This window comes from Vibrio sp. 1288, from assembly GCF_033344475.1.
This window is the reverse complement of record NZ_JAWPOX010000006.1, coordinates 164,833-189,820: the sequence shown is the minus strand read 5'-3', so window position 1 is coordinate 189,820 and position 24,988 is coordinate 164,833. Positions and strand designations below refer to the sequence as shown.

At 44.2% G+C, this 24,988-nt stretch carries 23 protein-coding genes, 1 tRNA gene and 1 pseudogene; 14 read left to right on the top strand and 11 right to left on the bottom strand.

The window, feature by feature from the left end; all coding sequences use genetic code 11:
- Nucleotides 1-506: 506 nt before the first annotated feature.
- The 3 genes from R8O11_RS07060 to R8O11_RS07050 all read left to right on the top strand — a co-directional run bounded on the left by R8O11_RS07060 (nucleotide 507) and on the right by R8O11_RS07050 (nucleotide 3,313).
- Nucleotides 507-1,838 (top strand): cytochrome ubiquinol oxidase subunit I, encoded by a 1,332-nt coding sequence (locus R8O11_RS07060; RefSeq protein ID WP_005388402.1) that lies wholly within the window; start codon nucleotides 507-509, stop codon nucleotides 1,836-1,838.
- Between the two features lie 2 nt (nucleotides 1,839-1,840).
- A complete protein-coding gene (locus R8O11_RS07055; RefSeq protein ID WP_318194031.1) occupies nucleotides 1,841-2,833 on the top strand; it encodes a cytochrome d ubiquinol oxidase subunit II in 993 nt (330 codons plus the stop codon).
- A gap of 351 nt (nucleotides 2,834-3,184) precedes the next feature.
- Nucleotides 3,185-3,313, top strand: coding sequence for a hypothetical protein (locus R8O11_RS07050; protein WP_005378275.1), 129 nt, complete (start codon nucleotides 3,185-3,187; stop codon nucleotides 3,311-3,313).
- Between the two features lie 273 nt (nucleotides 3,314-3,586).
- Here R8O11_RS07050 and R8O11_RS07045 read toward each other — a convergent pair.
- Together R8O11_RS07045 and R8O11_RS07040 are read right to left on the bottom strand one after the other, a co-directional pair.
- Nucleotides 3,587-3,661 (bottom strand) — tRNA-OTHER (locus tag R8O11_RS07045).
- Nucleotides 3,662-4,145: 484 nt separating this feature from the next.
- Nucleotides 4,146-4,511 (bottom strand): hypothetical protein, encoded by a 366-nt coding sequence (locus R8O11_RS07040; protein ID WP_029848594.1) that lies wholly within the window; start codon nucleotides 4,509-4,511, stop codon nucleotides 4,146-4,148.
- Nucleotides 4,512-4,759: 248 nt separating this feature from the next.
- Here R8O11_RS07040 and R8O11_RS07035 point away from each other — a divergent pair, with 248 nt between their 5' ends.
- Both R8O11_RS07035 and R8O11_RS07030 read left to right on the top strand, forming a co-directional pair.
- Nucleotides 4,760-5,314, top strand: coding sequence for a recombinase family protein (locus tag R8O11_RS07035; protein WP_318194030.1), 555 nt, complete (start codon nucleotides 4,760-4,762; stop codon nucleotides 5,312-5,314).
- A 190-nt stretch (nucleotides 5,315-5,504) separates the two neighbouring features.
- Nucleotides 5,505-6,443, top strand: a complete 939-nt coding sequence (locus R8O11_RS07030; protein ID WP_224723833.1) for a hypothetical protein — start codon at nucleotides 5,505-5,507, stop codon at nucleotides 6,441-6,443.
- A 127-nt stretch (nucleotides 6,444-6,570) separates the two neighbouring features.
- On the opposite strand, the gene R8O11_RS07025 is transcribed toward R8O11_RS07030, so the two are convergent.
- The gene (locus tag R8O11_RS07025) at nucleotides 6,571-8,274 is read right to left on the bottom strand and encodes a site-specific integrase (protein ID WP_069513720.1); all 1,704 of its coding nucleotides are present in this window, start codon (nucleotides 8,272-8,274) and stop codon (nucleotides 6,571-6,573) included.
- A gap of 248 nt (nucleotides 8,275-8,522) precedes the next feature.
- Nucleotides 8,523-9,170 carry a LexA family protein gene (locus R8O11_RS07020; protein ID WP_025587953.1) on the bottom strand — a complete coding sequence of 216 codons (648 nt, stop codon included), beginning with the start codon at nucleotides 9,168-9,170 and terminating at the stop codon, nucleotides 8,523-8,525.
- A gap of 117 nt (nucleotides 9,171-9,287) precedes the next feature.
- Between R8O11_RS07020 and R8O11_RS07015 the strand changes: the two genes are divergently transcribed.
- From R8O11_RS07015 to eexS, 7 genes are read left to right on the top strand one after another with little or no spacing between them, the layout of a single operon-like run.
- Complete coding sequence (locus tag R8O11_RS07015; RefSeq protein WP_000451746.1) at nucleotides 9,288-9,539, top strand: helix-turn-helix domain-containing protein; 252 nt, start codon at nucleotides 9,288-9,290, stop codon at nucleotides 9,537-9,539.
- Between the two features lie 55 nt (nucleotides 9,540-9,594).
- On the top strand, nucleotides 9,595-10,464 hold the full coding sequence (locus R8O11_RS07010) for a hypothetical protein (RefSeq protein WP_169650455.1): 870 nt from the start codon (nucleotides 9,595-9,597) through the stop codon (nucleotides 10,462-10,464).
- A complete protein-coding gene (locus R8O11_RS07005; protein WP_007105460.1) occupies nucleotides 10,451-11,113 on the top strand; it encodes a DUF6475 domain-containing protein in 663 nt (220 codons plus the stop codon). Before R8O11_RS07010 ends, R8O11_RS07005 begins: the two co-directional genes overlap by 14 nt.
- On the top strand, nucleotides 11,100-11,648 hold the full coding sequence (locus tag R8O11_RS07000) for a lytic transglycosylase domain-containing protein (protein ID WP_008843242.1): 549 nt from the start codon (nucleotides 11,100-11,102) through the stop codon (nucleotides 11,646-11,648). The genes R8O11_RS07005 and R8O11_RS07000 overlap by 14 nt, the downstream gene beginning before the upstream one ends.
- Nucleotides 11,645-11,944, top strand: a complete 300-nt coding sequence (locus R8O11_RS06995) for a flagellar transcriptional regulator FlhD (RefSeq protein WP_113606133.1) — start codon at nucleotides 11,645-11,647, stop codon at nucleotides 11,942-11,944. The genes R8O11_RS07000 and R8O11_RS06995 overlap by 4 nt, the downstream gene beginning before the upstream one ends.
- Nucleotides 11,941-12,474 carry a FlhC family transcriptional regulator gene (locus R8O11_RS06990; RefSeq protein WP_000566753.1) on the top strand — a complete coding sequence of 178 codons (534 nt, stop codon included), beginning with the start codon at nucleotides 11,941-11,943 and terminating at the stop codon, nucleotides 12,472-12,474. The genes R8O11_RS06995 and R8O11_RS06990 overlap by 4 nt, the downstream gene beginning before the upstream one ends.
- 57 nt (nucleotides 12,475-12,531) lie before the next feature.
- Entirely contained in the window at nucleotides 12,532-12,963 is a 432-nt protein-coding gene (gene eexS / locus R8O11_RS06985) for an entry exclusion protein EexS (RefSeq protein ID WP_113606132.1), read from the top strand.
- A 32-nt stretch (nucleotides 12,964-12,995) separates the two neighbouring features.
- On the opposite strand, the gene R8O11_RS06980 is transcribed toward eexS, so the two are convergent.
- From R8O11_RS06980 to rbsK, 7 genes and pseudogenes are all read right to left on the bottom strand, one after another.
- Nucleotides 12,996-16,565: a conjugal transfer protein TraG N-terminal domain-containing protein gene (locus R8O11_RS06980; RefSeq protein WP_318194029.1), complete on the bottom strand. Its 3,570-nt coding sequence runs from the start codon at nucleotides 16,563-16,565 to the stop codon at nucleotides 12,996-12,998.
- A gap of 3 nt (nucleotides 16,566-16,568) precedes the next feature.
- Nucleotides 16,569-17,957, bottom strand: a complete 1,389-nt coding sequence (locus tag R8O11_RS06975) for a conjugal transfer protein TraH (protein WP_000755290.1) — start codon at nucleotides 17,955-17,957, stop codon at nucleotides 16,569-16,571.
- A gap of 2 nt (nucleotides 17,958-17,959) precedes the next feature.
- Nucleotides 17,960-18,904 (bottom strand): thioredoxin family protein, encoded by a 945-nt coding sequence (locus R8O11_RS06970; RefSeq protein ID WP_318194028.1) that lies wholly within the window; start codon nucleotides 18,902-18,904, stop codon nucleotides 17,960-17,962.
- A 342-nt stretch (nucleotides 18,905-19,246) separates the two neighbouring features.
- Nucleotides 19,247-19,676 (bottom strand): annotated as a pseudogene (locus tag R8O11_RS06965) (type I restriction enzyme endonuclease domain-containing protein); the annotation flags it as partial.
- Between the two features lie 112 nt (nucleotides 19,677-19,788).
- A complete protein-coding gene (locus tag R8O11_RS06960) occupies nucleotides 19,789-20,805 on the bottom strand; it encodes an aldose 1-epimerase family protein (RefSeq protein WP_174208768.1) in 1,017 nt (338 codons plus the stop codon).
- Nucleotides 20,806-20,855: 50 nt separating this feature from the next.
- Complete coding sequence (gene fucP, locus R8O11_RS06955) at nucleotides 20,856-22,184, bottom strand: L-fucose:H+ symporter permease (RefSeq protein ID WP_318194027.1); 1,329 nt, start codon at nucleotides 22,182-22,184, stop codon at nucleotides 20,856-20,858.
- An 83-nt stretch (nucleotides 22,185-22,267) separates the two neighbouring features.
- Nucleotides 22,268-23,197: a ribokinase gene (gene rbsK / locus R8O11_RS06950; protein WP_213900132.1), complete on the bottom strand. Its 930-nt coding sequence runs from the start codon at nucleotides 23,195-23,197 to the stop codon at nucleotides 22,268-22,270.
- A gap of 216 nt (nucleotides 23,198-23,413) precedes the next feature.
- Here rbsK and deoC point away from each other — a divergent pair, with 216 nt between their 5' ends.
- Together deoC and R8O11_RS06940 are read left to right on the top strand one after the other, a co-directional pair.
- Nucleotides 23,414-24,073: a deoxyribose-phosphate aldolase gene (deoC, locus tag R8O11_RS06945; RefSeq protein ID WP_213900133.1), complete on the top strand. Its 660-nt coding sequence runs from the start codon at nucleotides 23,414-23,416 to the stop codon at nucleotides 24,071-24,073.
- Between the two features lie 43 nt (nucleotides 24,074-24,116).
- Entirely contained in the window at nucleotides 24,117-24,956 is an 840-nt protein-coding gene (locus R8O11_RS06940; protein WP_250155025.1) for a DeoR family transcriptional regulator, read from the top strand.
- Nucleotides 24,957-24,988 lie beyond the last annotated feature (32 nt).

Sequence of the window (24,988 nt, the reverse complement as noted above, 5' to 3'; positions counted from 1 at the left end):
CGTTACATGGAAGTTACTGAAGAACTTAATGAAAACAGGATGTTAAGTCTTCAGCAACAATTAAAGGGAACATAGCCTATCAATTAGCTAAAGTTTCCCACCTTAACTGCCAGTAAGTTTGCTGTGTTTGAGATGATCTCGACATGACTAGTGTATAAATAGTATGGAGGTTCAAAGTGAAGGCAAGGCAATTTTCCTTACTAAAAATATTGTTTTTGTAATTTTATTTCAGGATTATCGAAACCATCATAAGGATAATTCGAACTAATCTTAATCCATGCTCCTTCAGTTACATTTGCTTTCTTTTACTCACTTCTCGCGACTATTAGTGGCATTTTGAGACAATTTCCTACACTCCTTTCTTTCCCTTAGTTGATATAAATCATGGTTAGAAGAAAACAGAATCACCTGTATTTCTCGATACATGAATCCAAACTGCCCGACTTTTCGTAACTAAATTACAGATAGACACGATTTTTAGTATGGCACGTTTTTGAGGAACCAAGATGTTAGATACCCTCATGCTGTCGCGGATCCAGTTCGCGGCCAATATCAGCTTTCACATTCTCTTCCCGACCATCACCATCGCGTTGGCATGGATGTTGGTGTTTTTCAAGTGGCGATATAACCGCACCCAAGCCCCCGTATGGCTCGATGTTTATTACTTCTGGGTCAAGATATTCGCTCTTACTTTCGCCTTAGGTGTAGTATCCGGCATTACGATGAGTTTCCAGTTTGGTACCAACTGGCCAGGCTTTATGGAACGAGTCGGTAACGTAGCAGGACCATTGCTCGGATACGAAGTGATGACCGCCTTCTTTATGGAAGCCACCTTCCTTGGCGTGATGCTTTTTGGACGAGGACGAGTGCCGGAATGGGTTCATACTCTCGCCACCGTTCTGGTTGCTGTTGGGACAAGTATGTCCGCGTTTTGGATTCTAGTGCTTAACAGCTGGATGCACACACCAAGTGGCTATGAAGTGATTGACGGAATTGTACATGTAACCAGTTGGAAGGAAGTTATTTTCAATCCTTCTTTACCTTACCGTCTTCTGCACACGCTATTAGCATCGGCGCTGACTGCCAGCTTCTTGATTGCGGGTATCTCAGCTTATCAAATAATGAAAAAGCCAGATCACCGCTCAGCCAAACTTGGCCTAAAAGTCGCGCTGTTCGCGGCGGCTGGATTCATCCCAATTCAAATCTTTGTCGGTGACCTTCACGGGTTAAACACGCTTGAACATCAACCTGCAAAAATCGCAGCGATGGAAGGCGTGTGGGAGACCGAGCAAGGCGCGCCTCTTCTTCTGTTTGCGATGCCAAATGAAGAAACTCGCAGCAATGATTTTGAAGTGGGCATCCCAAAGCTGGCGAGTTTGATTCTTACGCATGACTTAGATGGGGAAATCCAAGGACTTAACGAGTTTGCACCTGACCACCCGCCAGTGAAGCCCTTGTTCTTTGGTTTCCGCGTGATGGTTGGTGTTGGTGTCCTTATGTTGCTTGTTAGCTGGTATGGCGCGGTGAAGCTAGCACGTAAAAAAGCGCTACCTAAACCTTACCTGTACACGGTATTAGCCATGACGTTCTCTGGTTGGATAGCCACACTGGCGGGTTGGTATGTTACTGAGATTGGTCGACAACCTTGGTTGGTCAGCGGTGTATTGCGAACATCCGAAGCCGTCACCACGGTTGCGAGCAGTAGCGTGATGACTTCGCTCATTATGTACTTAGCCATTTATGCTGCATTGCTGGTTGCGTACATCCATACCCTATTCTATTTGGCGCGCAAAGACGTTGCAGCCCATGAAGTCCCACTGACACAACAAGAGGCCTAATCATGCTCGACTATCTACCAGAAATTTATCTTCTGCTGCTTGGCTTCTCGGTCTTTATGTATGCCGTGCTCGACGGCTACGATCTTGGCGTCGGTATCCTTTTACCGAGTGATAATGAAGCGCAACGTGACCGAATGATAGCGTCTATCGGCCCTTTCTGGGATGCGAATGAAACGTGGTTGGTGTTAGCCGTCGGTATTCTGCTGATTGCCTTTCCTACTGCTCATAGCTTGATTTTGACGGAACTTTATATGCCGACCGCGATTATGCTTATCGCACTGATCATGCGTGGCGTGGCGTTCGACTTCCGAGCCAAAGCGAACTCGGATCATAAACCTCACTGGGATTGGTGCTTCAGAATTGGCTCGTTAGTCACCGCGCTAACCCAAGGCTACATGGTGGGTCGTTACATCATGGGATTTGAACAATCAACCGAAGCATTTGGCTTTGCTTGGTTAAGCGCACTTTGTGTAGCGGCGGCGTACGTTTACATCGGTGGCGCATGGTTAGTACTAAAAACGGAAGGTGATTTGCAAATACGCTCGGCCCGTTGGTCTCGCCGTGCTGGTTGGTTAGCAGCCTTAGGAATCTTGGTGGTTAGCGTTGTAAACCCAATTGTAAATCAACAAGTTGCCTTGCGTTGGTTCAGCTTCCCAGAAATCTTGTTGCTTGCCCCAGTTCCGTTAATTGTATTGGCAACCATCTTCCTAGTTGATCGCTATTTGCGTCAGGTTCCAATGGTGAATGATCTGGGTGTGCGCTGGCCTTTCTTTGGTGTCACTGTCATTTTCGCGTTGAGCTTTCTCGGGCTTGCGTATAGCTTCTTCCCAGAAGTTGTGCCGGGATTAATGACCGCACAACAAGCTGCCTCCTCGCCTGCGACGTTAATAATCGTGGGCTACGGTGTGATGATTGTTATGCCGGTGATATTGTTTTACACCTTTGTGGTATACCGGATCTTCAAAGGCAAAGCGACAGAACTTAGCTACAAGTAGGAAAGGGAATTCCTCAACAAAGCGCCGCTGCTCATGCGGCGTTTTTTTGCAGTACTCAACGACTAAAGTATCTACCCAAGGCGACTGAGTGGGAACGCTGAGAGAATGTAGCGGCAGCCAGTAGTTTGTTCCTAACTAGAACGAGATAACCGTTTCTCAACTATAGCGATACAGGCACAAAAACAGAAAGAATATTTGATGTTACAAAAGGTAGACCGCCACTTTAAAACGCTTTGAGTATTTTTTTTGCGCTCAATGAGGTGCAAGTATACTTATGCTTTTTATGACTTGTGAACACTCAATTGCATGTTATGTTGCTGTTGAAATCGTACATGAAATAAGGACAAGAACATGAAGATAAGATGCAAAACGACGCAAAGCATTGAAAAATTTAACCCTGATGACCTCAATCTAAACACAGATCTCTTTGGTATGATTGCTGTTGTATTCGTGTTCATGGCTGTTTTGCTTAGCATCTAGTAGCACTACGTTCATTCTTGTGGCCGTATTCATACCTCATGTGATATGGGTGCTAAATTCTAGATTAAAGCGGATGTGCTAACCCGCACCAATCAGATTATGGCTGCCTCTGTATAGCATCTTCAATTTTGGCGTTGTATAGAGGTGAGATGTGAATAGTTGGCTTGTAGATAGAATGGCGCTTGCACCTTGAGCACTCTTGTGTACTTTCAATTACGCATTACTTTAGTGTAGATACGAAAAAAGGCCTGATAAATCAGACCTTTTAGAATGTGGCGGTGAGTGAGAGATTCGAACTCTCGATTGCTAGCTACCAAGTTTAAAACATTTAAAATCAACCACTTAAATATATACAACTTCCATTGTTTGTACCAGTTTTTTGTACCTTTTCCTAGACACTCTCAATCGTGATTCCAAACAGGAATACACTTGGTAAGTCGACTCCTACAGTAAACATGATGTGAGTGGGCAGCTACCAGCCACTACAATGATACTCAGACATACGTAACGCTGGTTATTGAATTTACAATTTAGAATTTTTTTTCATAGAGTTACAAAACTACAGAGAAATAAACAGGACAGTAAATTGCTCAGATAAGAAGTGGAATAATAATGCGTACCGGAAAGGCTATTCTGATAGAAGACTTCATCCTCACAGGAGTTTGGCGAAGCGGTATTAAGAACTATAAGAGCACACTCTGCTCTATGGTTGTGAAGTGGTTGAATCAATATGGGACGCGGAGAGAATCACCACGAGGGATTGGTTAAGCTAAGGTTCATTTACAAAAATATTGGGGAGTACTCAACACACTCCCCATGATATCGCAGCTAATTAACTACTCCAGTTCTCACAACCAGATTTAGACTTGTCGATCACTAAGTCTCCCTCAACCTTGTATGAGATGAAACCCACAAGGAATGAAAAGAACTCTGAATCAGCGGTAACGTCTGTTAGACCTACTGCACATGTATCATTTTCAATCGCTTTATCAGCAGCCTCTTTAACGCTAGGAACACCTAAAGGAACAATGATAATAGGCTTTGCATCCTCACCAGTTACACGAGGGCCTTTGACAAATTCACCGCCATTTAGGTCGACATTTTTGGTCGATGCCAGTGTGAAATCCGCAACACGCTGAGCACAACCCGTAGACAGCAGTGAACCGGCGATAGCAATAGACAATAGTACTTTTTTCATTTCCAGCCTCTGTTGTTATTAATTTTTTTTGGGGGGCGGATTATTACATATCATTTGAATTATGTAAGTAACCCACTGAACTGATTGAGTAATATCTAGACGCCTTGTGTGTATATTGCTCAACATACCCATTAGGTATACCCAAACGACTACGGTCAAACCTTGATCAAACAGTACCCATTAGGGTTGAATTAAAATTGTGACCACAATAAAATTTCTAACATCTAAGAGTTAAACGGGTACACCTAATGGCACACATAGCTTATCTGCGAGTTTCGACCACAGACCAAAATACAGACCGTCAACTTACAGATTCTGGTATCACCTTTGATAAGAGCTTTACAGATAAATGCAGTGGTAGCTCAACTAAACGGCCAGCGTTAGAAGCTCTTAAAGACTACGTTCGAGAAGGAGATACAATCCACGTTCATAGCATCGACCGCCTAGCGCGTAATTTGGTTGATTTAAAGCAGCTAATAAACGACTGGACTAACCAAGGTGTTAGCGTGAGATTCCACAAGGAAAACCTAAGCTTTAATGCTGGTGGAAGCGATCATATGTCTGAGCTCATGCTGAACATGCTAGGAGCTGTAGCTCAATTCGAGTTAGCAATGATTCAGGAAAGACGTCAGGAAGGCATTGAGAAAGCTAAAGCAGCAGGGAAGTATAAAGGTAGACCAACTAACACAACTAACCACCAGCGTATCGCTGAGCTACGTTCACAAGGAATGTCTTTAAGAAAGATCGCCTCCGAAGTGGGAGTCTCCTTATCCACAGTCCAAAGAGCCTTGGTAAAAGCTTAAAATACCGTAATCACAAAAAAATGAAAAAACGATCCGCTCATTTGGTGTAAAGATTACTACTAGCCGCAATCATATTCGATATGTATTACCCCGAACCCTCCCCCCTCCTAGGGTTCCAATCAAACCAAAAAGAGAAACATTAATAATCAGTCATAGACCTACAGGTACATAACACACTATGAATCAATTCATGGCAGATAGCAGATTTGCGTATTTAGACCCTCGAACTCTCATACTCGATCCCGCGATGCAAGCCCGTGACGTTGAACTCATTAAAGACAAACGAGTACGTTCAGCGCAAGAGATTAAGCAAGAGAGTCAAAGCAAGGAGATTCTTGAAGACCTTCGTAATGGACAGCCTATAAGGCAGCCTATCACTGTTTTTGTGGTTGATGATAAGTATTACGTAGTGGATGGTTTCCACCGCACTGGAGCTTGTTTGAAGTACCTTGAAGAAAACCCTGATGCTGAATTGATGATTAACTCGTTGATCATAGAAAACCGTACTTACGCTGAGGCATTCTCAGCAGCCCAAGATGTCAATCAAGCGCATGGGGTTGGAGTTACTAAGGATGAAGTAATGCAAGCTCAGTTTCGCAAGCTAATTGTTAACCGAGAGTTTGACCTGAGCGTCTCTCAAGTATGTGAGCTTGTTGGATGTAGTCGTGGTCAGGCTGCACACATTGCTAACGGCTTAAAAGCTTGTAAAGAAGCATTAGGGACTGACATCGAGATGAACGACTTAGAGAGCTTTGTTGAAGGCCTCCAGTTTGGCTTGGAGTCACGTTATTACCTACCCCAAAGCTGCTGGGACTCTAAGGGGTTTCCGAAGATTAGACGCCTCTCAGATGCTTTTAAGGGCAAAGATAATATATCTGACAAAGATGATGAGCAGTGGGAGCAAAAGCAAATTAAAGACGTCTCAAATAGCATCAGCCGCCTCATTGAGTTCTTTGGAGAGGATATCTTCAGGGAAGGTTTAAGAAAGGTCACTAGGGGATCTCAATTAGGTATCTCGATATCTCAACGGAGTAAGTGGCTGGAACAAGCTGGGACTATCGAAGGGAGTATTCAAGATAAAAATAGTGGAAATAAAGCTCCTAACGTAACCGAAAACTACGACTTTTAGAAATGACATTGCGAGCTCGTAAGCCTTATACCACAAGGCCTACGGGCTATTTAAGACCAAAGTGTACACGTGTGAACAGTGGGGAGACTTTAGGTGTACACAACAGTGTAAATACATTAACGAAAAGCTACCAAAGACGTGGGACAGCCAACCTAGGCAAACAGTCTATTGCTTTCTTCTTAGCCTTCATATCAACCGTACCGTATGCTGCACCGATATTAGCCGGAGCGTGACCAGTGATAGCATCACTAACAGAATCAACCACTCCTAGACCACGCAAAACTGTTCTCAAAGAGTGCCTAAACGAGTGTGATGGCTGCTTGGTTATGCCTACCGTCTTGACCTGTTTACTCCACCATTTACCAATAGCACCAGACCTTTTACCGTGTTTGTTTGGCTTGTGCTCAGGGAATAGAAACTCTCCACAGGACGCCACATAATCCAAAAAGCCTAAATCAATGAGGTGCTCATGAATCGGTACTTGTCGAACAGACTTAACGTTTTTTACGTTCTGCTCTTCACCCTCACGAACATAAATAAAGTGAATATCTTCGTCTGATCGTTGTATATCTGAACTTCTAAGTTGAACCATTTCTTCAATCCGAGAACCCGTATACCTGCATAGAAGAGGCACCCAATAACAAGCCATGCCATAAGGCTTACTAGCAGTGACATCAGTGAATATATCTAGCTTAAATAACTGATTGATCTCACTAGGAGTAAAACCTTTAGCTTCCGCTACCGCAGACTTATTCTGTACTTTAGGAAGTGTTACGCCTTTGTACGGGTTGACGTCTATCAGACCAAGCTCAACAGCATAGCCAAATACAGGAGAAGTCTTTCTGAGAATAGTCTTAACGGTTGAAGGAGAGATTGTCTCAAGCCCTTTTGTTTTAACAAGCTCAAGCTGCTCAGGTACTGATTTGTTTCTAATCTCTTTAGCTTTAGACTTAGGCAATTGTAACAGGGTATCTTTGTATTTTGAGATATGACCTCTCGTTACATCAGCAACATCTAGATCCCCTATTATCTCTATAAGACGCTCTATCTGAGACTCAACCTCTGCCAAGGATTGAGAAGCTTTGCCATTAATAGATGCAGACTCAAGGTAACGCTTCAATAGGCTCGAAATGGAGTTCTGAGATGGTTTCAAAGCCCTAGACGGTATCTTATCAGGCTTAGACACTGAAAGGGACTCACTAGCGATTGGAGTGGTCACTGGCTCATACCCAAAGTCTCGCTTGTGACGAGCCAAACAGAGAGACTCAACTCGACGGGCGTAATCGTAAAAAGCGTAAACCAAACGTCTATATGAAGCGCTTGTCTCACATACAACTAAACCTTCTATCTTTAGCTGTTCTTCAATGAAATCTTTCAAGCCTTCCAAAAGCTCTTGGTATTCCTCTTCAGTAGCTTTTGACGCATCTAGACCACTAAACTCAAATGTGTCAGATAAGCCGAATACGTGGAGACGCTTATCGCCCTCAACGCCATACCATTCATATCGAAGATAGCAATCATAGTTACCATTACCATCAACCTCATCTTTGACACGCAGATACCAACGCTCGGCAATGATCGCGCAATCACGGACATTAAGCTCAATATCAGATGAATTAGATAGCTTTAAATTAGCGAAGTCGATTTGCTTGAGCGCATCATCAAGATGCTGAGGAAATCGCTGCTTTGCTTCAGAAAGGTTTTTCGTTTGAAGAGATTTCTTGAAGACTGTCTTACCGATTATAGGAACCAGCTTTTTGGGGACAGCCATTCTAAAGTAGTAAACACCAGTTTGAGGATGCTTATAAGGACTTGCCATGATGTTCGACATTGTACCTACTCTTTGTACCAGTAGGCAGCTTACATTAAAACACCAAACCCCTGTATTATAAGAAGTTCTTACACGACAAGGGCTTATAGAATGTGGCGGTGAGTGAGGAATTACACCTTGCAATATAACACATTGATTTCATTGAAAATAACTCCAAGAATCAAAGCGAACACCTACACTTCAACCTACACCAAAAAAAAGACAAACAAATCAGAAGGTTACAACCAACACACTAAAAATTTCATTCTTTAACAAAAATCGATAATTGCCTGTTTAACAACACCTACTATAGTACAGTTCCCATTTATCGGCATTGCGGGATATTGAGGGTTTAAAGGCTTTAGATACTTCTGGTCACCATCAATGACCAACTGCTTAAAGGTTGCTTCTATAGAATCATCCAGACGCGCAACAACCAAAGAGCCTGATGAATAAGGTAACTCAGGATCAACAATAATGACTGCCCCTTCAGGTATCGATTTTTTACCGTTTGGATTTTCCATGCTGTCGCCTTTTACACGAAGTGCGAAACAGCCCTCATGTGCTTTCCCAGTGACTTCACGCCACTCTTCAGCATCTTCATGAGCAAATCCTTCCGCTATTTCAGTCCAATCACCGGCCTGAACCCAGTTAATGAGAGGAATTCTTCCCTTAATATCAGGCCCGACTTCTACATTACCGACCCCCAAACCAATCTCGCCATCACCTGTGGCGAGCCAATGAGCATTCACGCGAAGCGCCTCCGCGATCTGCATGGTGTAACGAGACCTAGCCGATTTACCAGAGCAAATCTGGCTGATCGACTGCTGTTTGATACCAATGCGACGAGCCAACTCAGACTGAGTCACCCCAGTAAGCTGCAAGGCATGGTTTAGTCGTTCGGATAAAGTTTTCATAAGCCCGTATTCTACAAATAAAACTGTAGCCTTTCAACAATTTTAACTGTTGACTTGTCTACAGTTTAAACTGTAACATTCAATCTTGTAACAGTTTTTATTGTAAAAGGAGACGGTATGGAAGTGTTCAACACGACACAAAAACATCTCCGCCGTGCCATTGACTTGGTCGGCGGGCAATCAGCATTAGCGCGAGCCATCAACTCAAAACAGCAAAACGTCTGGTTTTGGTTGAATAAATCAGGGCGTGTTCCCGCTGAATTCGTTTTACCCATCGAGCAAGCTACGCAAGGACAGGTAACCCGATCCCAGTTAAGACCGGACATCTATCCCGAATGCCCAAGCGAGCTGAAAGCCAGTAACCAGTAGGATTAAGGGCAAATAATGGTCAGCATTTTACGTAAACACAAAAGCGAGTTCCTCCATGCGTGATTATGGCAAGGTCTATACCCGCTTTTGGCTAAAGCAAAACGTTTTGTCCTGGAGTGACTCAGCGAAGTTGCTAGGACTGTATTTGCTTACATGCCCACATTGTAATTTGCTTGGCTGCTTTCGATTGCCGATTGGTTACGTTGCTTCTGACTTGAATTGGGATGAGCAACAGGTTGCCAAGGCTCTAAATGAGTTAGAACAAGATCAGTTCCTCATTCGTTGCGAGGAATCCGGTTGGACTTTGATTCGGAGCTTTCTGAAGCACAACCCAATCGAAAACCCAAACCAAGGTAAAGCAGCCTTTCGGTTGCTTAAAGATGTACCTGCCGACTTCATTGGTATGGCATCGCTTTTGAAATCTCTTGCCGCTTTTCAAGCTCGGCTACCAGAAGAATTTTCATCATTGTTTATGCCTGATGGCAACCCGGTTAGGGACTCTCAACGGTCGGATGACTCTGAGAGAAGCAATAAACCAACAGTTAAAACTGTTGTCCACATACAGTTTGAAGACTTCTGGGATGTACAAATACGCAAAGAAAAAAAAGCGAAAGCCAAAGAAGAATGGCTACGCATGGGCCTCAATGAAGACCATGAACTCGCCTTGGAAGTGCTAACACGCTGGAAAGAGCAACGAGACAACCGATTGCAGTATCAAGATCGGACTAAGACCCCTATGCCACATAACTGGCTTTTAAACCGGCAATGGGAAGACGAGTACGTTCGCATTGATGAAGTACAGCAATCATCGACGAGCCTAAAGGGCAGCAATCACCAATTGAATATTGAAGAAAGCAATCGCCGCATTGCTGAAAGCTGGGCCGGACCAGGTATTCGGGAGGTTCGTTCAAGTGCAGGAGGTTGATAAACGCGAGTTTGCTGAAGTTTGGGGAGCTGCTTGGGCCATGTATGGCAAAAGCGTATCACCACAATTGCTATCCATCGCATTTGAAGCCCTTCGTGCTTATAGCATTGAAGAAGTGCGAATAGGTCTGACTCGTCATATTCAATCACCGGATACTGGGCAATTTTTTCCAAAGCCCGCTGACGTCATCAAGCATATCGATGGCAACTCGGGTTCAAGAGCCATGGTTGCTTGGAACAAAGTTGACAAGGCTGTTCGTCAGGTTGGCGCTTGGACATCCGTGATGTTTGACGATGCGCTTATTCACCGCGTTATTTCAGACATGGGGGGATGGGTTGAACTCTGCAAGGTAGATGACAGGGAATACCCCTTTAAACAAAAAGAGTTTTTAACACGCTACCAGGCTTACTTGTTGCGGGACGAAGTGGGTGAATACCCAAGGCTATTACAAGGTATTGCAGACCATCAGAACCAGCAGAAAGGATTTGATATGCAAGCGCCTGTTGCCGTAGGCGACTGGTCAAAAGCGGCACAAGTTTATACGAGAGGCATCGCCGACTTTAGCGCAGTGCCATTAAAAAGAATAAGCCCGAAAGCCATTCAGGCGCTTCTCGGAAATCAATTAGAGGACAAAAATGAAAACGATTAAAGCAAAAACCATTGCCCTAGTGATAGCCATGTCCGCAAGCACTTCAGTCTATGCGTTTCCGGGCTATCAGTGGGAAAAAGCAGCACAAAGCGTTGGTATTGATCCAGTCATGCTCTACGCCGTTGCCTTAGCTGAGTCGGCCTCACATCGTGGTCTCAACATGACCAGTCCATGGCCATACGCAATTCGAAATGGTTCAAACGCAACCTACGCCAAATCTAAGACAGAAGCAGAGCAACTGTTAAACCAGGCACTGCAAGAGACTGAAAAATATCAGCTCGATATTGGCCTTATGCAAATCAATTTGCATTGGCATGGGCATCGGGTGAGCTCAGCAGCGGAACTGCTAGACCCCATCACCAACCTTACGGTCGGCTCAAGTATTTTGGCCGAAGCAATCAAGTCTTCACCAAATGATTTAGAGCTTGGCATAGGCCGCTATCACAGTTGGAACGAAGAGCGTGCACGCTGGTATGGGCAAAGAGTGCTTTCTATCTATCGCAATATTTTACATGAACTGGAGGTCCGTCAATGACAACCAATCAACAAGACTTCTATCAATTAAATTTGGCGTACCTACACGCAGCACGAGAATTAGCGCGAATTGATCCGCAAGAGGCCGTCTTGCGCTTTGGACTTACACGCGACGTGGTTGATGCTCTGATTAATGCTGGTGTTGATGACCTGCAACGAGTGGCGACCTCATCATTCATGCTGTTTCAACCAAGGGGTAACCAAAGCCAACTGACTGAGATGGTGAAGAGCAAAGGCACAGGTATCCCAAGAATCGCTTATTTATTATCAACCCTAAACAACAAGGGGGATGCATGATTGATAACCTGTCCAAAAGTGAGCTATTTACCCGAGCCTCGCTGCTTATTAAATACGGATTTCGAACAACCATTATCGCGCTCGATACAGGTTTGCCAATCCACATTATCAGAAGGCTCCACAAAGAAGTGACTGGCAAGTCACCTTGTCCTGGTCAATTGCCAGAATCTGATGCCATCGTCAAAAGCAGAAGAGCATTAGTTGAAGGCTCCCTGCTGATGGCGCTTTATGTCAATATTGGTGGTGATAATGTCTACAAGCAATTAAATATCGATGCTTTGATGAAGGCTTACGATGCGTATTTGGTTGCAAGAGAAGAAGCAGATCTTCCAGCTGAGATCCCCTGGAAAAAACTGACCATCAATGAAGGTTGGGTTCTAGCTCGTGATTTAAGATCACAGCTTGCATCCTTACACCGGTGTCGATGCGGCAGTCTGTATTTGACGGTATCACAACAGCGCATTCAGCTTAAATGCCCTGTGTGTGAGATTATGGCCGAGCAAACCACTAGAGCACTTTTTGAGAACTAACATGCTGATGCATGATTTTATTGTGCACCGTCTGTGCACTTTGAGAGTACTAAGAAGATGACAAACTTACTTAAATCTTTACCAGCACGCTGCTTGTTTATATCACTGGGGCTTTTTCTGGCGACTTTGGCTACGGCTCATTTCTTTCCATCAGAAATACTAACGACATCTGCCAAGTTAGCGGCTTTGCCATTTCTGTTCTGCACCGTCTTTTTTTTCAGCTACTTGGGATTCAAAGCGACCTGTAATCCCATCGGACTTATAGCCATAATCACTATGCTTGTAGCAATCGCATATTGGCAAGCGAGTTGGACAATTGTTGGTTTGGGACTCTTTTTCTTAGCTATTTGTACTGGAATTAGATTCTTGAGTAGCCAAGTTAAAGATCCGGGTAGAACTTTGAGCATTGAAGAAAAATGGTATTGGTATAAGCTCCATTCGTTTTTTGATGGCTTTTATCCAAGGTATCCCAAAAAGCCAAAAAAATAGCCAGCCAACCACAAGCTGGCTACCTTCTATTTTCAGTTCCTTCCTGATGCCTGGTTATAGGCCCTAATATCAATCAAGTTGTTCTGAGCATAATCTCCCGCAAGCGATGCATTTGAGATCACCGCTATTTGCTTATCCACAAATGCTTTATCTTCTTCAGACACACTGTCAGGGATGTAAGCGCCACTCTCATCCTTTTGACGATACTCATTTAGCATTTGCTCCCTTAGGCCAAGCATTTCAGGCGACCAACTCGATGAGTCTTCAGAGTTGAATACGCGCCCCGCCAAACCTTCATTGAAAGCTTGAGCGAACACTTGACTTTGAATCGGGGTCAATCCCATTCTCTGCCCTTCGCTGTATGCTTCCTGTTTAAAATCATCAGCATACTGCTCTAAGAACTCACCATATCGATTGTTAACTGCCGCACCGAATGCCCCCGCCAACATGGCTTCAGACTTAGTGCCCCAGTTTACTTCGGAGGCATACTGCGAACTCGATCCACTGTATGCATCATTAAACGCCGTCAATGGGTTTTCCAAAGAGGTTCCGGCATCAACGGCGGCTTTTAAGCCATCCCAGGTTGATTTGCTGGCCACCGTTGCATTGTGCAAGAAACCTCGTGAGCCAGGATCTTCAAGCGCTTGTTCTTTGTAACTCTCATAGTCTTCGCCAAAGTGATTCAAGGTATGCAGTGCTGCATCAGTATGCTTGCCACTGAAATCACCAATAGCACTGGCGCTGTTGAAGAACATTTCAGCACCAGAAACTCCGCTATCATCAGCCATAATGCGTGCTCGCCACTGAGACCCAGCTTCACTGTTTAGTCCAGATTGATAGGTACTTGTGTCAGAAACTACGGCCTGCTGGGCTTGCTGCTGATGCGCATTCAACCGTCCATCTATACCAGACAGATTGGTTTGGTAAGCTGATTGAGCTGCGTTGAACTGAGTTTGAACAGTTGCAGCATCCTCGTAGCCGCCCAATACACCCGATTCCACTTGGCTTTGAGTGCCACCAAAAGTAGGTGCAGTTGATGACAAGCCTTCATTAGAGCGTGGCTGAATTGATCGTAAATCGGCTCCGGTAGCCATGGCCATAACAGTCATTGCTGCTTGATAATCATTGTCGCGTTCAGCGGGCGTTGAAGAGTTGCTATAGGTCAAAGATTCCATAGCTGCGGCCACATACGCCTGATTATCATCAGGTAGCAAGCGCTGATACATCGGAAGGTTTTCACGTAATCGGTTACCGGCTTCAACATGCTGGTTCATATAGCGACCTAAATAATCCATGACTTCAGGATTATCCGCCGCTAATCGGGTTAACGTCGCACCATCAGTATTTCTTTGTCCTGATAGACTGTAGCTGGCCTGATCAAGCTCACTAAAGCGGTTTGATGCCGTGACAACGTCTTGTGCTGAACTCTGAAGAGACTGATAGTCTTGGTTAGACAAGGACATCTCAACGCCAGAACGTCTTGAATCTGAAAGGTCCTTAACCATTGCATCGCGATACTCAGCACGTCGTGAATCACTCGATGCCAAGCTTTGCATCTCCCCAGTGAGCGTATTTGCGGTCGTTGACCGAGAACTGCCCTCTGATGACTCAACTTGGCCACTAAAGTTACCACCTAAATCCAAGCCTGCTCGTACCCTTGATAGTTTTGGTACACGAGATGAGTCTGGCTTATCGACTCCTGGCAAGTTGCCCTGTGGAGAATCATTGCCGCCAGTACCAAGAAGCCTTCCAAGAAAACCCTTGTCAGCAACTTCTTTCTCACCGGGATTAGTAATAGTTCCATCGCCACCGACCCTTAGGCCTCCCGATAGCACGCCCGATACCAAGCCACGTACAGCGTCTTTTTTATCGTCTCCGAAACCATACCGTGTTTGAAGGTCATCAGTAACCTGATTAACAACGGCGCTAGATGCGGAGTTAGATGAGCCGATCTGACGTCCAACCGAAGACAGGTTGTCGTAACTTAGCTTTTCACCAAAAGTTCGACTCATGGTATTCCCAACCTGACGACTAAAGGCTTGGGTTGCCTGAGTCATGGATTCTTTTGCAGAGCCGACCATTGAACCCACTGCGTTTCCGACAGAGAAACTGCTTAGTAGGTTTGACGCGCCAGTCATAGCAGAACCTGTGAGGGCTGAATTTTGGAACATTGACTGTGATTGCATCACCGGGGCATTTTTCGCGACATCTGGACTTGCCATCTTTTCATCAATGGCATCACCGTTTTGAAGACGTCCAGCCAAGTGGGTAGCGGTTATTGCTGAGCCATACACGAGCATGAGCGAAATCGCCGGAACACTCGACGCCAACATGCCGCCAGTAGCTATCCAGGTTTGCAGCACTGAATCCATCTGCATCATCCCAGAAAAAGATGGCACTTCTGTACCTGCAAAGGCACCAAGAGCCGACATTTTCCCAGCAACAGTTAAATGGATATATAGGTTAATGATGGCCATGACAGGCATCCAAAGTTGAATCCAAAGCAGGATTAACAAGTACTTCCCGGCCATTCGCATCCCGATTTGGCCAAGGGCAATCACAAAGGCCATCAATGGGGTGATGGCGTAAATGAAACCCTCAAAAAACGTCATCATCGGACGAACGATACTTTGGAACAGGGTCTGCTCCGCCGCCCATTGCGTATTGCGCTGCTCAATCGCTTGATTAACCATAACGGCTGCGGTGAAAGCTTGATCATCCATATACTTGCCCGTCACGCTTTGCTCATAAATAGGCAAAAGCACCGACGCGGTCATGTACTCTTGGGTGTTAACCGAGGCCAAACCAAGATTATTCAGTGCATTTCGGATCACGTCATCAGTGTCCGTTGCTGACGAAGTCCCCAATGAGGCTGACAGAACCTGTTTAAGCCTTGGAATGAAGGTTGATTCTGTCAGGAGTTTTAGTTGGCTATAGGCATCAGTGCAGTCCAGATCGCTACTGCTACCATTGAGCATGATGCGCGTGCCATAAATGCGCGAATCAAACCTAATCGCAGTCATCGGGTTAGGATCACTCAGCACCTGATCGAGGTTCTTTTGGCCAATGTCGATACCAATCAAGGTGCACTCTTTGATGTAGTTAAACCACGATTGCTCGATGTCCGAACCGGCGACACGATTTGCATCACCCAAACCAGAGCGATCCATCACCTGTTTTCTCACTTTAATCAGTGACTGTAAACTGGATGCAAAGCCGTATTCCGTCATGGCGGGAGTTGAGAACGCCGTTTCAAACAATCGCGTGATTTGAAAGCCAACAGTCGAAATCGTACTGCCTGCGGCAGCAACACCGATGGGCACATTATCAACCACACGAACTTGTCCCGTGTACGCATCCTCAATGCTCACTCGGGTACTGGGCCCAAACATGGTTGCAAAGACTAGCCATGAGACTAAGACGTGTTGAAAGTTAATCCCACGACCACCTTGCATTAAGGCCTGAACAGAGACCATCAATACCCCAATGAGCAAGCCAATCCGAACCATTGAAGTAAAGTCGCCTGTACCAGTGATCATCGCGACAGCATTCAGTACCTGCTCTAAAAAAGCCGAATCCCCGATGGAATAGATTTCCCACATTATCTATTCCCCCAGCGCCGTAGATTTAACGGTGTAATAACGCTGTTTGCGAATGGTCTGAATCACCTGGTTAAAATGCGCCAGCAATTCTTGCTCTGAGCCGTATCTTCGCTGCAACGCAGCGTACTCCTCATTGATTTGGCGACGTGCACGTTCAAGGTCTTCGGTTAATAACTTCGCATAGGCATGATCTTCCACACCGGAGGTGCTTCTAGCTGCATTGAGCATGTCTTCAACCAATGCTCGGGCCATCTCAACAGCAATAAATGGTGCCGCTCTTGAAGCAAACGACCTAGCAGCCCCTTCATTTAATGCAGAAAGTGTTCGAATCATGCCGCCAATGCTTGCAGGAGCCGAGGTCATAAAAGCCTTTTCGGTGGTGCTAGCTGCCCCAGTATTTCGAGCAAACTTAAAAATAATGCCGTTACTAGAACCTGTACCAAGAAGTAAATTTTCTACCTGGGTTGATAACCCGGTTAGGGTCACGTTAGTGATTGTCGGATTCAGACAGCCGTCTTGTGTCACTGTGTCACATCGGTACATAGCGACGTTACCGCCATGAATTAGATGCTCAATAGTCACTTTATTGCCATTCAGTCTGGTCAGTTTTGGGGCTTTACCTTGACCATCAGCCGCATTAGCCAAATCACCAACAATGATCGAACCCGTCACTGACATAACCGCTTCAAGAAAACGGTCATCCCCCGATGCAAACCAGCTTGATGCCGAATGACGTTTCAGTGCTCGCCAGACCAAATTACCTTTAATCGTTTTGTTCACATCAGATGCCGCGACACTTGAAGCATTCTCGTAAGGGTTCTTACCGTTGGATTCACTCCAACTGGTAAAAACGTCTCCAGCCCCTTTAAGTGAGCTCAACATGCTGGCTTCTGTTTGCCCCTTTTTACCAAAAGCAGCCAGGGTATCGTTCACGACTCCCTGAGCCATTTGACAGGAATTGCCAAAATACTCGTTCAACTGCTGGATTTTCTTTTGCAGTGTCTCCATGTGCTGAGAGCATTTCTCACACATAGCACTGAGCGCCAATTGGAATGCGTACCCCTTGGCGTTTGCAGCAACAGAGCGAAGTAATTGAACAAACTGATCCGCGTTAACAAAAGACAAACTTCCAGCGAACATATCAATGCCGCCACAACCAGCTTGGAATGACGGAGGCACCATAGAGACGAGGTTTTCGTTCATGATCCTGTTACGAACAACAACACTTCCACCAGATATAACGCCACGCCGCTGACTCTCGAATACGCCAGGCGCAGTGGTGTTGGTCATTGAACCAAACAACTGATTCATCTCCTGTTGCAAGCTTGCTTGGCTCATAGATGAAAAACCAATCGCACAAGCGATTAGCGATACTTGGAATACTTTTTTCATCGTTATAACCCTCCTTGTGCACGCAGATAGCGAACAAGGAACTCAGGGTCCTGTAATATCTTTTCGTTAAGCTCTTGGGCTGACATCGCAAGTGACACGCCGGGTTGAACAGGTCTGGTGGCATAGTAAGTTTGATCGTCAATCCAACCGGCTTGATGGGCTGCGAGAATAATTCGATTATTGAGCTCATCAAGGCTCATTGCACCTTGGCCAATGGGAGTGATGACATTAGATGGATCAACTAAGAACATGGCAGGGACAGTCGTAACGGACAATGATTGAGCTTGTCCTGAATCGACTTTGAAATTGGGAAACTCTCCACCCGGTAAAGGCAAGCCATCGACAGCAATAGCAAATACCTCGAAACCGTAGTTTAAAGCCATTGATTCGATTATAGGCGCTTGAGCGTGGCAGTAAGGGCAATCCGAACGATAGAAAAAGAACAAGCCTGCTCGCTTTGCTACTTCACCTAAAGCAACATCCCGTTGAGCGCCAGCTTCTCGGTCCATCCGATTGGCAGCGTAGGTCGCCAAGGGTCTGCGACTGATTTCATCCAAAACAGGATCGCCCATGACCACCTGCTGACTAACATCAGCAAATAGTGAGCCCTTATCCATCATGACGCGCTGAAGATAAAGATAGGCTCTGACATTCTCACTCGTTGGCTCATCAATTGCCTTGTCCATAAACGATTGCATATGCTCCCGGAACCATGCGGCACTGAAGGGCTTTAGTTCGCTCAGACTGGACTCCACGACACCAGCTTCCGGCTCTATCAGCTCATCAGGCTGCTCAGGTTCAGGAATGACCTGATACCAAAACCAGCCTTCCTGACCACGCTGATAGAATGGCCCATCACTGGCATGGGCGGGCAAGGTGAATAGAAAGAAAATAATGATTGGGATGGTCACCCATAGGATGAACCAAGGTAACAAGGGGGTTCTCATTGTCAGCTCCAGAAAATTTCACAGAGCTAACATGCTAAAGATCCCCGTCAGTGCCATTGGCCAGATAGATGAAGGAATTATGTGTGTTTCTGACTAGCTGTTGTGACCAGTAACAGTAACAACAGCTAAATTTAACGAGCCAAATTTATTATTGGACCGCTTTGAGCGATAAGTGGTCGGTCAGATGAACTCGTTTTTGGACATTTATTGCTTGGTTATAAAACTCTAATTCGTTCTGATTAGATTACTTTTTTTTGACCAAAAGATGTAATCATCTGGACGGCTATCAAACAAGTTATGCATAGATATTCAAAAGGCAAGGTTGATAGCTTACTTTTGTCATTATTTGTAACACGCGTCAGCGAGAACCTCTGCTTGCTCAAGTACAAGTTTGATAGCCTCCTCTGCGGCATCTGGCGGATACGTCCAGCCGCGTAACAGTCTACAAACTAAGTTACGCATACGAGCACGGACACTTTCACGCTTCTGCCAGTCAAGCGTTGCTGAATTACGAAGCTGAACTGTTAACTCTATAGCGAGGTTTCGCAAAGCATGATCGCCAAGTTCATGTACTGAGGCCTCGTTTTCAACCAAGGCCCGGTAGAACACCATCTCATACACTGAAAGATTTAGCTTATCAAGTAGCTCTTTGTCTTCATGCATCTCTTTTGTCCACTGGAATCAGTTCTTCGATGACCAGAGCGGTTTCGATGCTGAGGTTGTGGCATTTGTTCAGCGTTGTCAGAATGCGGTCTAAGTGAACTACATCGTTTATATGCAAATAAGTAGATTCATAGATTCTTACTTTTTTGTCTACAAAATTGCTTTCAAACTAAAAAAACAGCCAAACAAATGGCTGTTTTTTTACATCACACCGCAAAGTTTTATTTTTCAACAATGCCTGTTTTCACTGTAAACTCTCTCACTTCCTTTGGTTGCAATTGAATCAACGTACCGTTTTTCTCAGCGGCTAAGTAACCTTCTGGTCGACAAGTTGCAGGCAGGACATAGGCTCCGACTTTTTGGTCTCCGTTGTACAAGATCCAACGCGTCGCATAGTTGAATTCTGTCGTATCAAATCGAGTAATTAACGTCTTGCCATTAGGTATTGTCATTTCAAACTCAGCATTGTCAGTATGCTGGGACAAGTCATCCATAAAATAGACGATTTCAGGATCATACATGTCTGGTGAAGAAAGCTGTTGAATGGGTGCTGATTGCGCTTTGAGTGTGTCGTTAAAATCGAGCCATTGTTGTGTTGGCTTAACATGGCCGGGAATCGATTTACGCAACTTAACCGCACTATCCGGAATGTTTTGCGTCATCTTCGCCTCTGGGAAGTATGCCGTATTCATGTGACACATATACTGTAGTGGCATTGGGACCGAAGCTAAGTTTTGCACTTTCATTTTAATCTCAAACATAGACGCCCCCTTCTCAATAGAAACTGACGGAGTCGCTAAGTAGTGGTCTCCAAAACCCATTACATACTCATATTCACCCTTTAGAGTAATTTGATATTCATCGACTTCTAACCATGCTTTATCCATATTAGCACACGGCATTTCACCGTGCAGCGGGTGATCATCTTCAGGACTTGGACAGCCATTTCTAATCATGCCAGAATGGAAAGCGAAACATCCGTATGTGGCTACAATCTCATTGTTTGGTTTCGGCTCCGAAAACATGTTCTCCATACAAATGTCTTCACCTAGAAATTTCGCATCCCAAATCATTTGCCCCATGTAAGGCAGAATTGTTAAATAACCTTTCGCATTTTCGATTTTTAACCCTTCGACCCCAGAGTTATATTGGAACGCTGATACTTTAAAATCCTCAGATTGAATTAAAATTGTTTCTTGCTGATTAAACTGTGCTTTGTTTAGTGGAATGATATACATAAATCTTCTCCGGAAAAGAAAAGCCACTTATAAAGTGGCTTTTTGCTACATTAATTTGTTTGTTCTGCTAATTGAGTCTGTTTTTCGCTTTGGTTCTTATTTTTCATTTCACCTAAGAAATAATAACCAACGTATCCAAAGCAAATAAAGTTGACCAAAAACGAAAGCTGCATGCCAATAGCGTCAGCCACCAAACCTTGAATAGCAGGTACCACTGCTGCGCCTACGATCGCCATAACAATGACAGCTCCCGCTGTTTCCGTGTATTCGTTATCTACCGTATCTAATGTACCAGCGTAGATAGTTGCCCAACAAGGACCGAACAAAACACTCACACCAACAGCTACGTATACCGCGCTAAAATCGTGAACTAGAGATACATAAGCAAGAAACGCCATACCAATCACAGAATAAGCAATGAGTACTTTCTCAGCAGAGAATTTTGTCATCAGGATGTTGGCAATAAATTTACCTATAAAGAAACACACGAATGAGTACACCATATAGTTTGATGCTGCGCGTTCGTTGATATCAGCCATTTCTAGTGCTAAACGTATCGTGAACGACCACACCGCGACCTGCATACCTACATATAAGAACTGTGCAATGATGCCTTTTTTGAAGCGATTATTAGTCGATAAATACTTAAGCGTTTTACCAATAGAAGGGGCTTTTTTACCACTTTGTTGAGCCACTTTACATTTCGGGTATTGAGTGAACATAAACAACGCTAACACACCGATAAGAATGAAAATGATGTACTTATAAGGCTTCAGCGTATGTTCTAGCATCTCTAGACGGAACGCATGAATCTGATCTGGAGACATCGCCGCCATTTGTGATTCTAAGCTCGCACCGTCTTGGAAAATAAGGTACTTACCAAGCAAGATACCCGCAATAGCGCCTATTGGATAGAAAGTTTGGCTGATGTTCAAGCGCAGTGTTGCATGCGATTTTGGCCCCAACATTGAAGAATATGTGTTCGCCGCTGTCTCCAGAAAAGACAAACCCACTGCAATAGAGAAAATCGCTGCTAGGAACATAGTATAAGTTGCCATTTGAGAAGCAGGGAAAAATGCAGCGCAGCCAAAGATATAAAGCGACAAACCAATCATAATAGCCACTTTATACGACGACTTTTTAATGACTAAAGAAGCAGGGATCGCAATTAAAAAATAACCGCCATAAAAAGCACTTTGTACTAAGGCACTTGCAAAGTTAGATAATTCAAAAACAGATTTAAATTGAGTAATTAGAATATCGTTTAATGCAGCCGCACACCCCCATAAAGGAAAAAGGCAAGATAATAGTATAAATTGAAATACTGGTGTTCTATCCAAATAGCCATCAGAGCCTTGGATGGTATTATTTTTTATCATTGTAGGGTTCCTTAAAGAACAGGTTATCTGTAGCTCATTAGAAATAATGAGCCAGTTTTAATTGTTAGTTCAGACCGTTAGTATTATTTAGAGTGCTTTGTTTCAAACTCTTCGAATTGTTCAATGCTCGGATAAGAGAACTGTGTTCCTTTTTCCGTCACACTGAATGCAGCAAACAGTGAAGCTTTTTCTAAGGACGTCTGTACATCACCAGTTTGCATGAAGTAGTGAGAGAAGCAGCCAATGAATGCATCACCCGCACCACTGGTATCCACTGCGTTTACTTTGGTTGGCTCAATGAATACGTCTTTACCATCTTTGCTTAACCAAAGTGCACCTTTCGAACCCATGGTAACGATGATGTTGTTCAAACCTTTATTTAGAAGAATGGTGGCGGCTTCTTTAATCTGTTCAACCGTTTCAACAGGCTTGTTCACTAGAATTTCTAGTTCAGTTTCGTTAGGCACAAAGAAGTCACAACGACAAGCATATTCAATATCAAGCTCAGGTACTGCAGGCGCAGGATTTAGCAATACTGGAATACTATGCTTATTACCAAATTCGATGGCAGCATAGACAGTTTCTAGTGGTACTTCTAGCTGAAGTACAATCAAACTGCACTCCACCAAGGTACTTTCCGCTTTATCAATGTCAGCTGGTTTTAAAAACTCATTCGCTCCTTTAATGATCAAAATAGAGTTCTGAGATGTGGAACTAACAAATATTGGCGCCACACCGCTTGAAGTCTGAGGTACTTTGCTCACATATTGAGTGTTGATGCCGTAAGATTGAAAGTTTCGAATTGTATTGTCGGCAAACATGTCGTCACCCACTTTACTTACCATTACAACATCTGCTCCCATTTTCGCGGCGGCTACGGCTTGGTTAGCACCTTTACCACCACATCCCATTTTGAATAATGGAGCTTCTAATGTTTCACCTTCTTTTGGCATACGGTCTGTGTATGAAATGAGATCGACCATATTTGAGCCGATAACTGCAATTGTTTTCATTTTTAACTTCCCTTACTAATGTTATAAAACTAACATTAATCGATCTTTATGAGTATTTACTGAGATTAGGATCACTTAAATGATGTTAACGCCTATTAAGCAATGAAAAAACCAGCACTAAATCACACTTATAGGTTAATGTGATAACATTGCAACTTTAAAATGTTATTAAAGTAACATACACTCTAATCCAAGATTAACGCATAGGGTAACAACATGAATCACTATATTGACCACACACTATTATTGGCTAACGCCACAACTAACCAAATCAACACACTCTGTGATGAAGCCCACGAACACCAGTTCTTCTCTGTTTGTATCAATCCTGATTTTGTTGAGCATTGCGCCGAACGCCTAAAGACATCAAATGTTAAGATCTGCACAGTTATCGGTTTTCCTTTAGGGGCAAACACCACTGCTGTTAAAGTGTTTGAAACTCAAAATGCAATCTCGTTAGGCGCTGATGAAATTGACATGGTAGTGAACATCAGCGATGTCTTAGACGGTGAATGGGATGCTATTGAAAGAGAGATTGCCGCTATAAAAGAGGCATGTGGGCCGAAATTGCTCAAAGTCATCTTCGAAACCTGCCTACTCACCAACAAACAAATTGTTGAACTGTGTAACATTAGCAAGCGTGCTGGTGCTGATTTTGTGAAAACATCAACAGGTTTCTCAACAGGTGGTGCAACTGTTGAGCATATTAAGTTAATGCGTGATACTGTTGGCAAACAAATGGGAGTAAAGGCATCTGGCGGCGTTCGCACCAAAGAAACAGCACAAGCAATGATTGACGCTGGGGCGTCTCGAGTTGGCGCTAGTGCGAGTGTGAGCATTGTCACGGGTGAAGCTCCAACGACGAATGGTTACTAAGAGTAAGAAGCCTTCGGCTGTAAAAGGCCGAAAATGGAGAAACATGGTTACAAAGCAGTTAGAAAGACTTCGACGAATTGAAGCATGCCTAAAACACAGCGACAAAATTCATTTGAAAGAAATCGCCCGCCTTTTAGAAGTGTCAGAAATGACAGTTCGTCGTGATTTAAGCTCCAATGCTGCTCATTCTTTTCCTCTTGAATACTACGGCGGATATATCCGTCGTGGTGATCCAATCGTTCATGATGAAGTTACGGAAGATCTTGAACAGATGTCTTCGAAAGTATCTTCTCAGGCGATTCCACTTCAGAAAGCGCGCAATACAACAGTTTTCCCTCCAGTCAAAGTGAACAACTATATCTCGGCTATCGTTTCTGACTTTATAGAGATGAATGATGTAGTGTATTTCGACAACGGAGTACTTAACGCTGACATTATTGGTTCAATACCCGATCATGTGAAATTTACAGGTGTTACTGCTTCTATGAATGTCTTTTTGGCATTAAAGAATAAACCTAACTGTAAGTCTATCTTGCAAGGCGGCGATTATAACGCTGTACATGATATCTTCGTCTCCACCTCTAATGATGTGCTAACACCTATGATATTTCAGAAAGTGTTTATTTCGTCCGCAGGTGTTCACGATAGGTTTGGCGTGACAGCTTCGGATATGTTGGTAGCAAACATTGCGAATCTGGTTATGGAAAGGAGCATGAAAAAGTATCTGATAGTAGAAAAGAAAACTATCAATCAAACCGCCACATACAAAATCGGTAACTTGCTAAATTTCCACTATTTGATCTCTGATGATGCCTTACCTCATAAGCTCGAAGCGGCTTGTAATGAAGCACGACTGCAGGTTCTAACCCCACCGGTTGATTAAATTGGTGAGAAAGAGTGGAGGCGGTTTTGTCC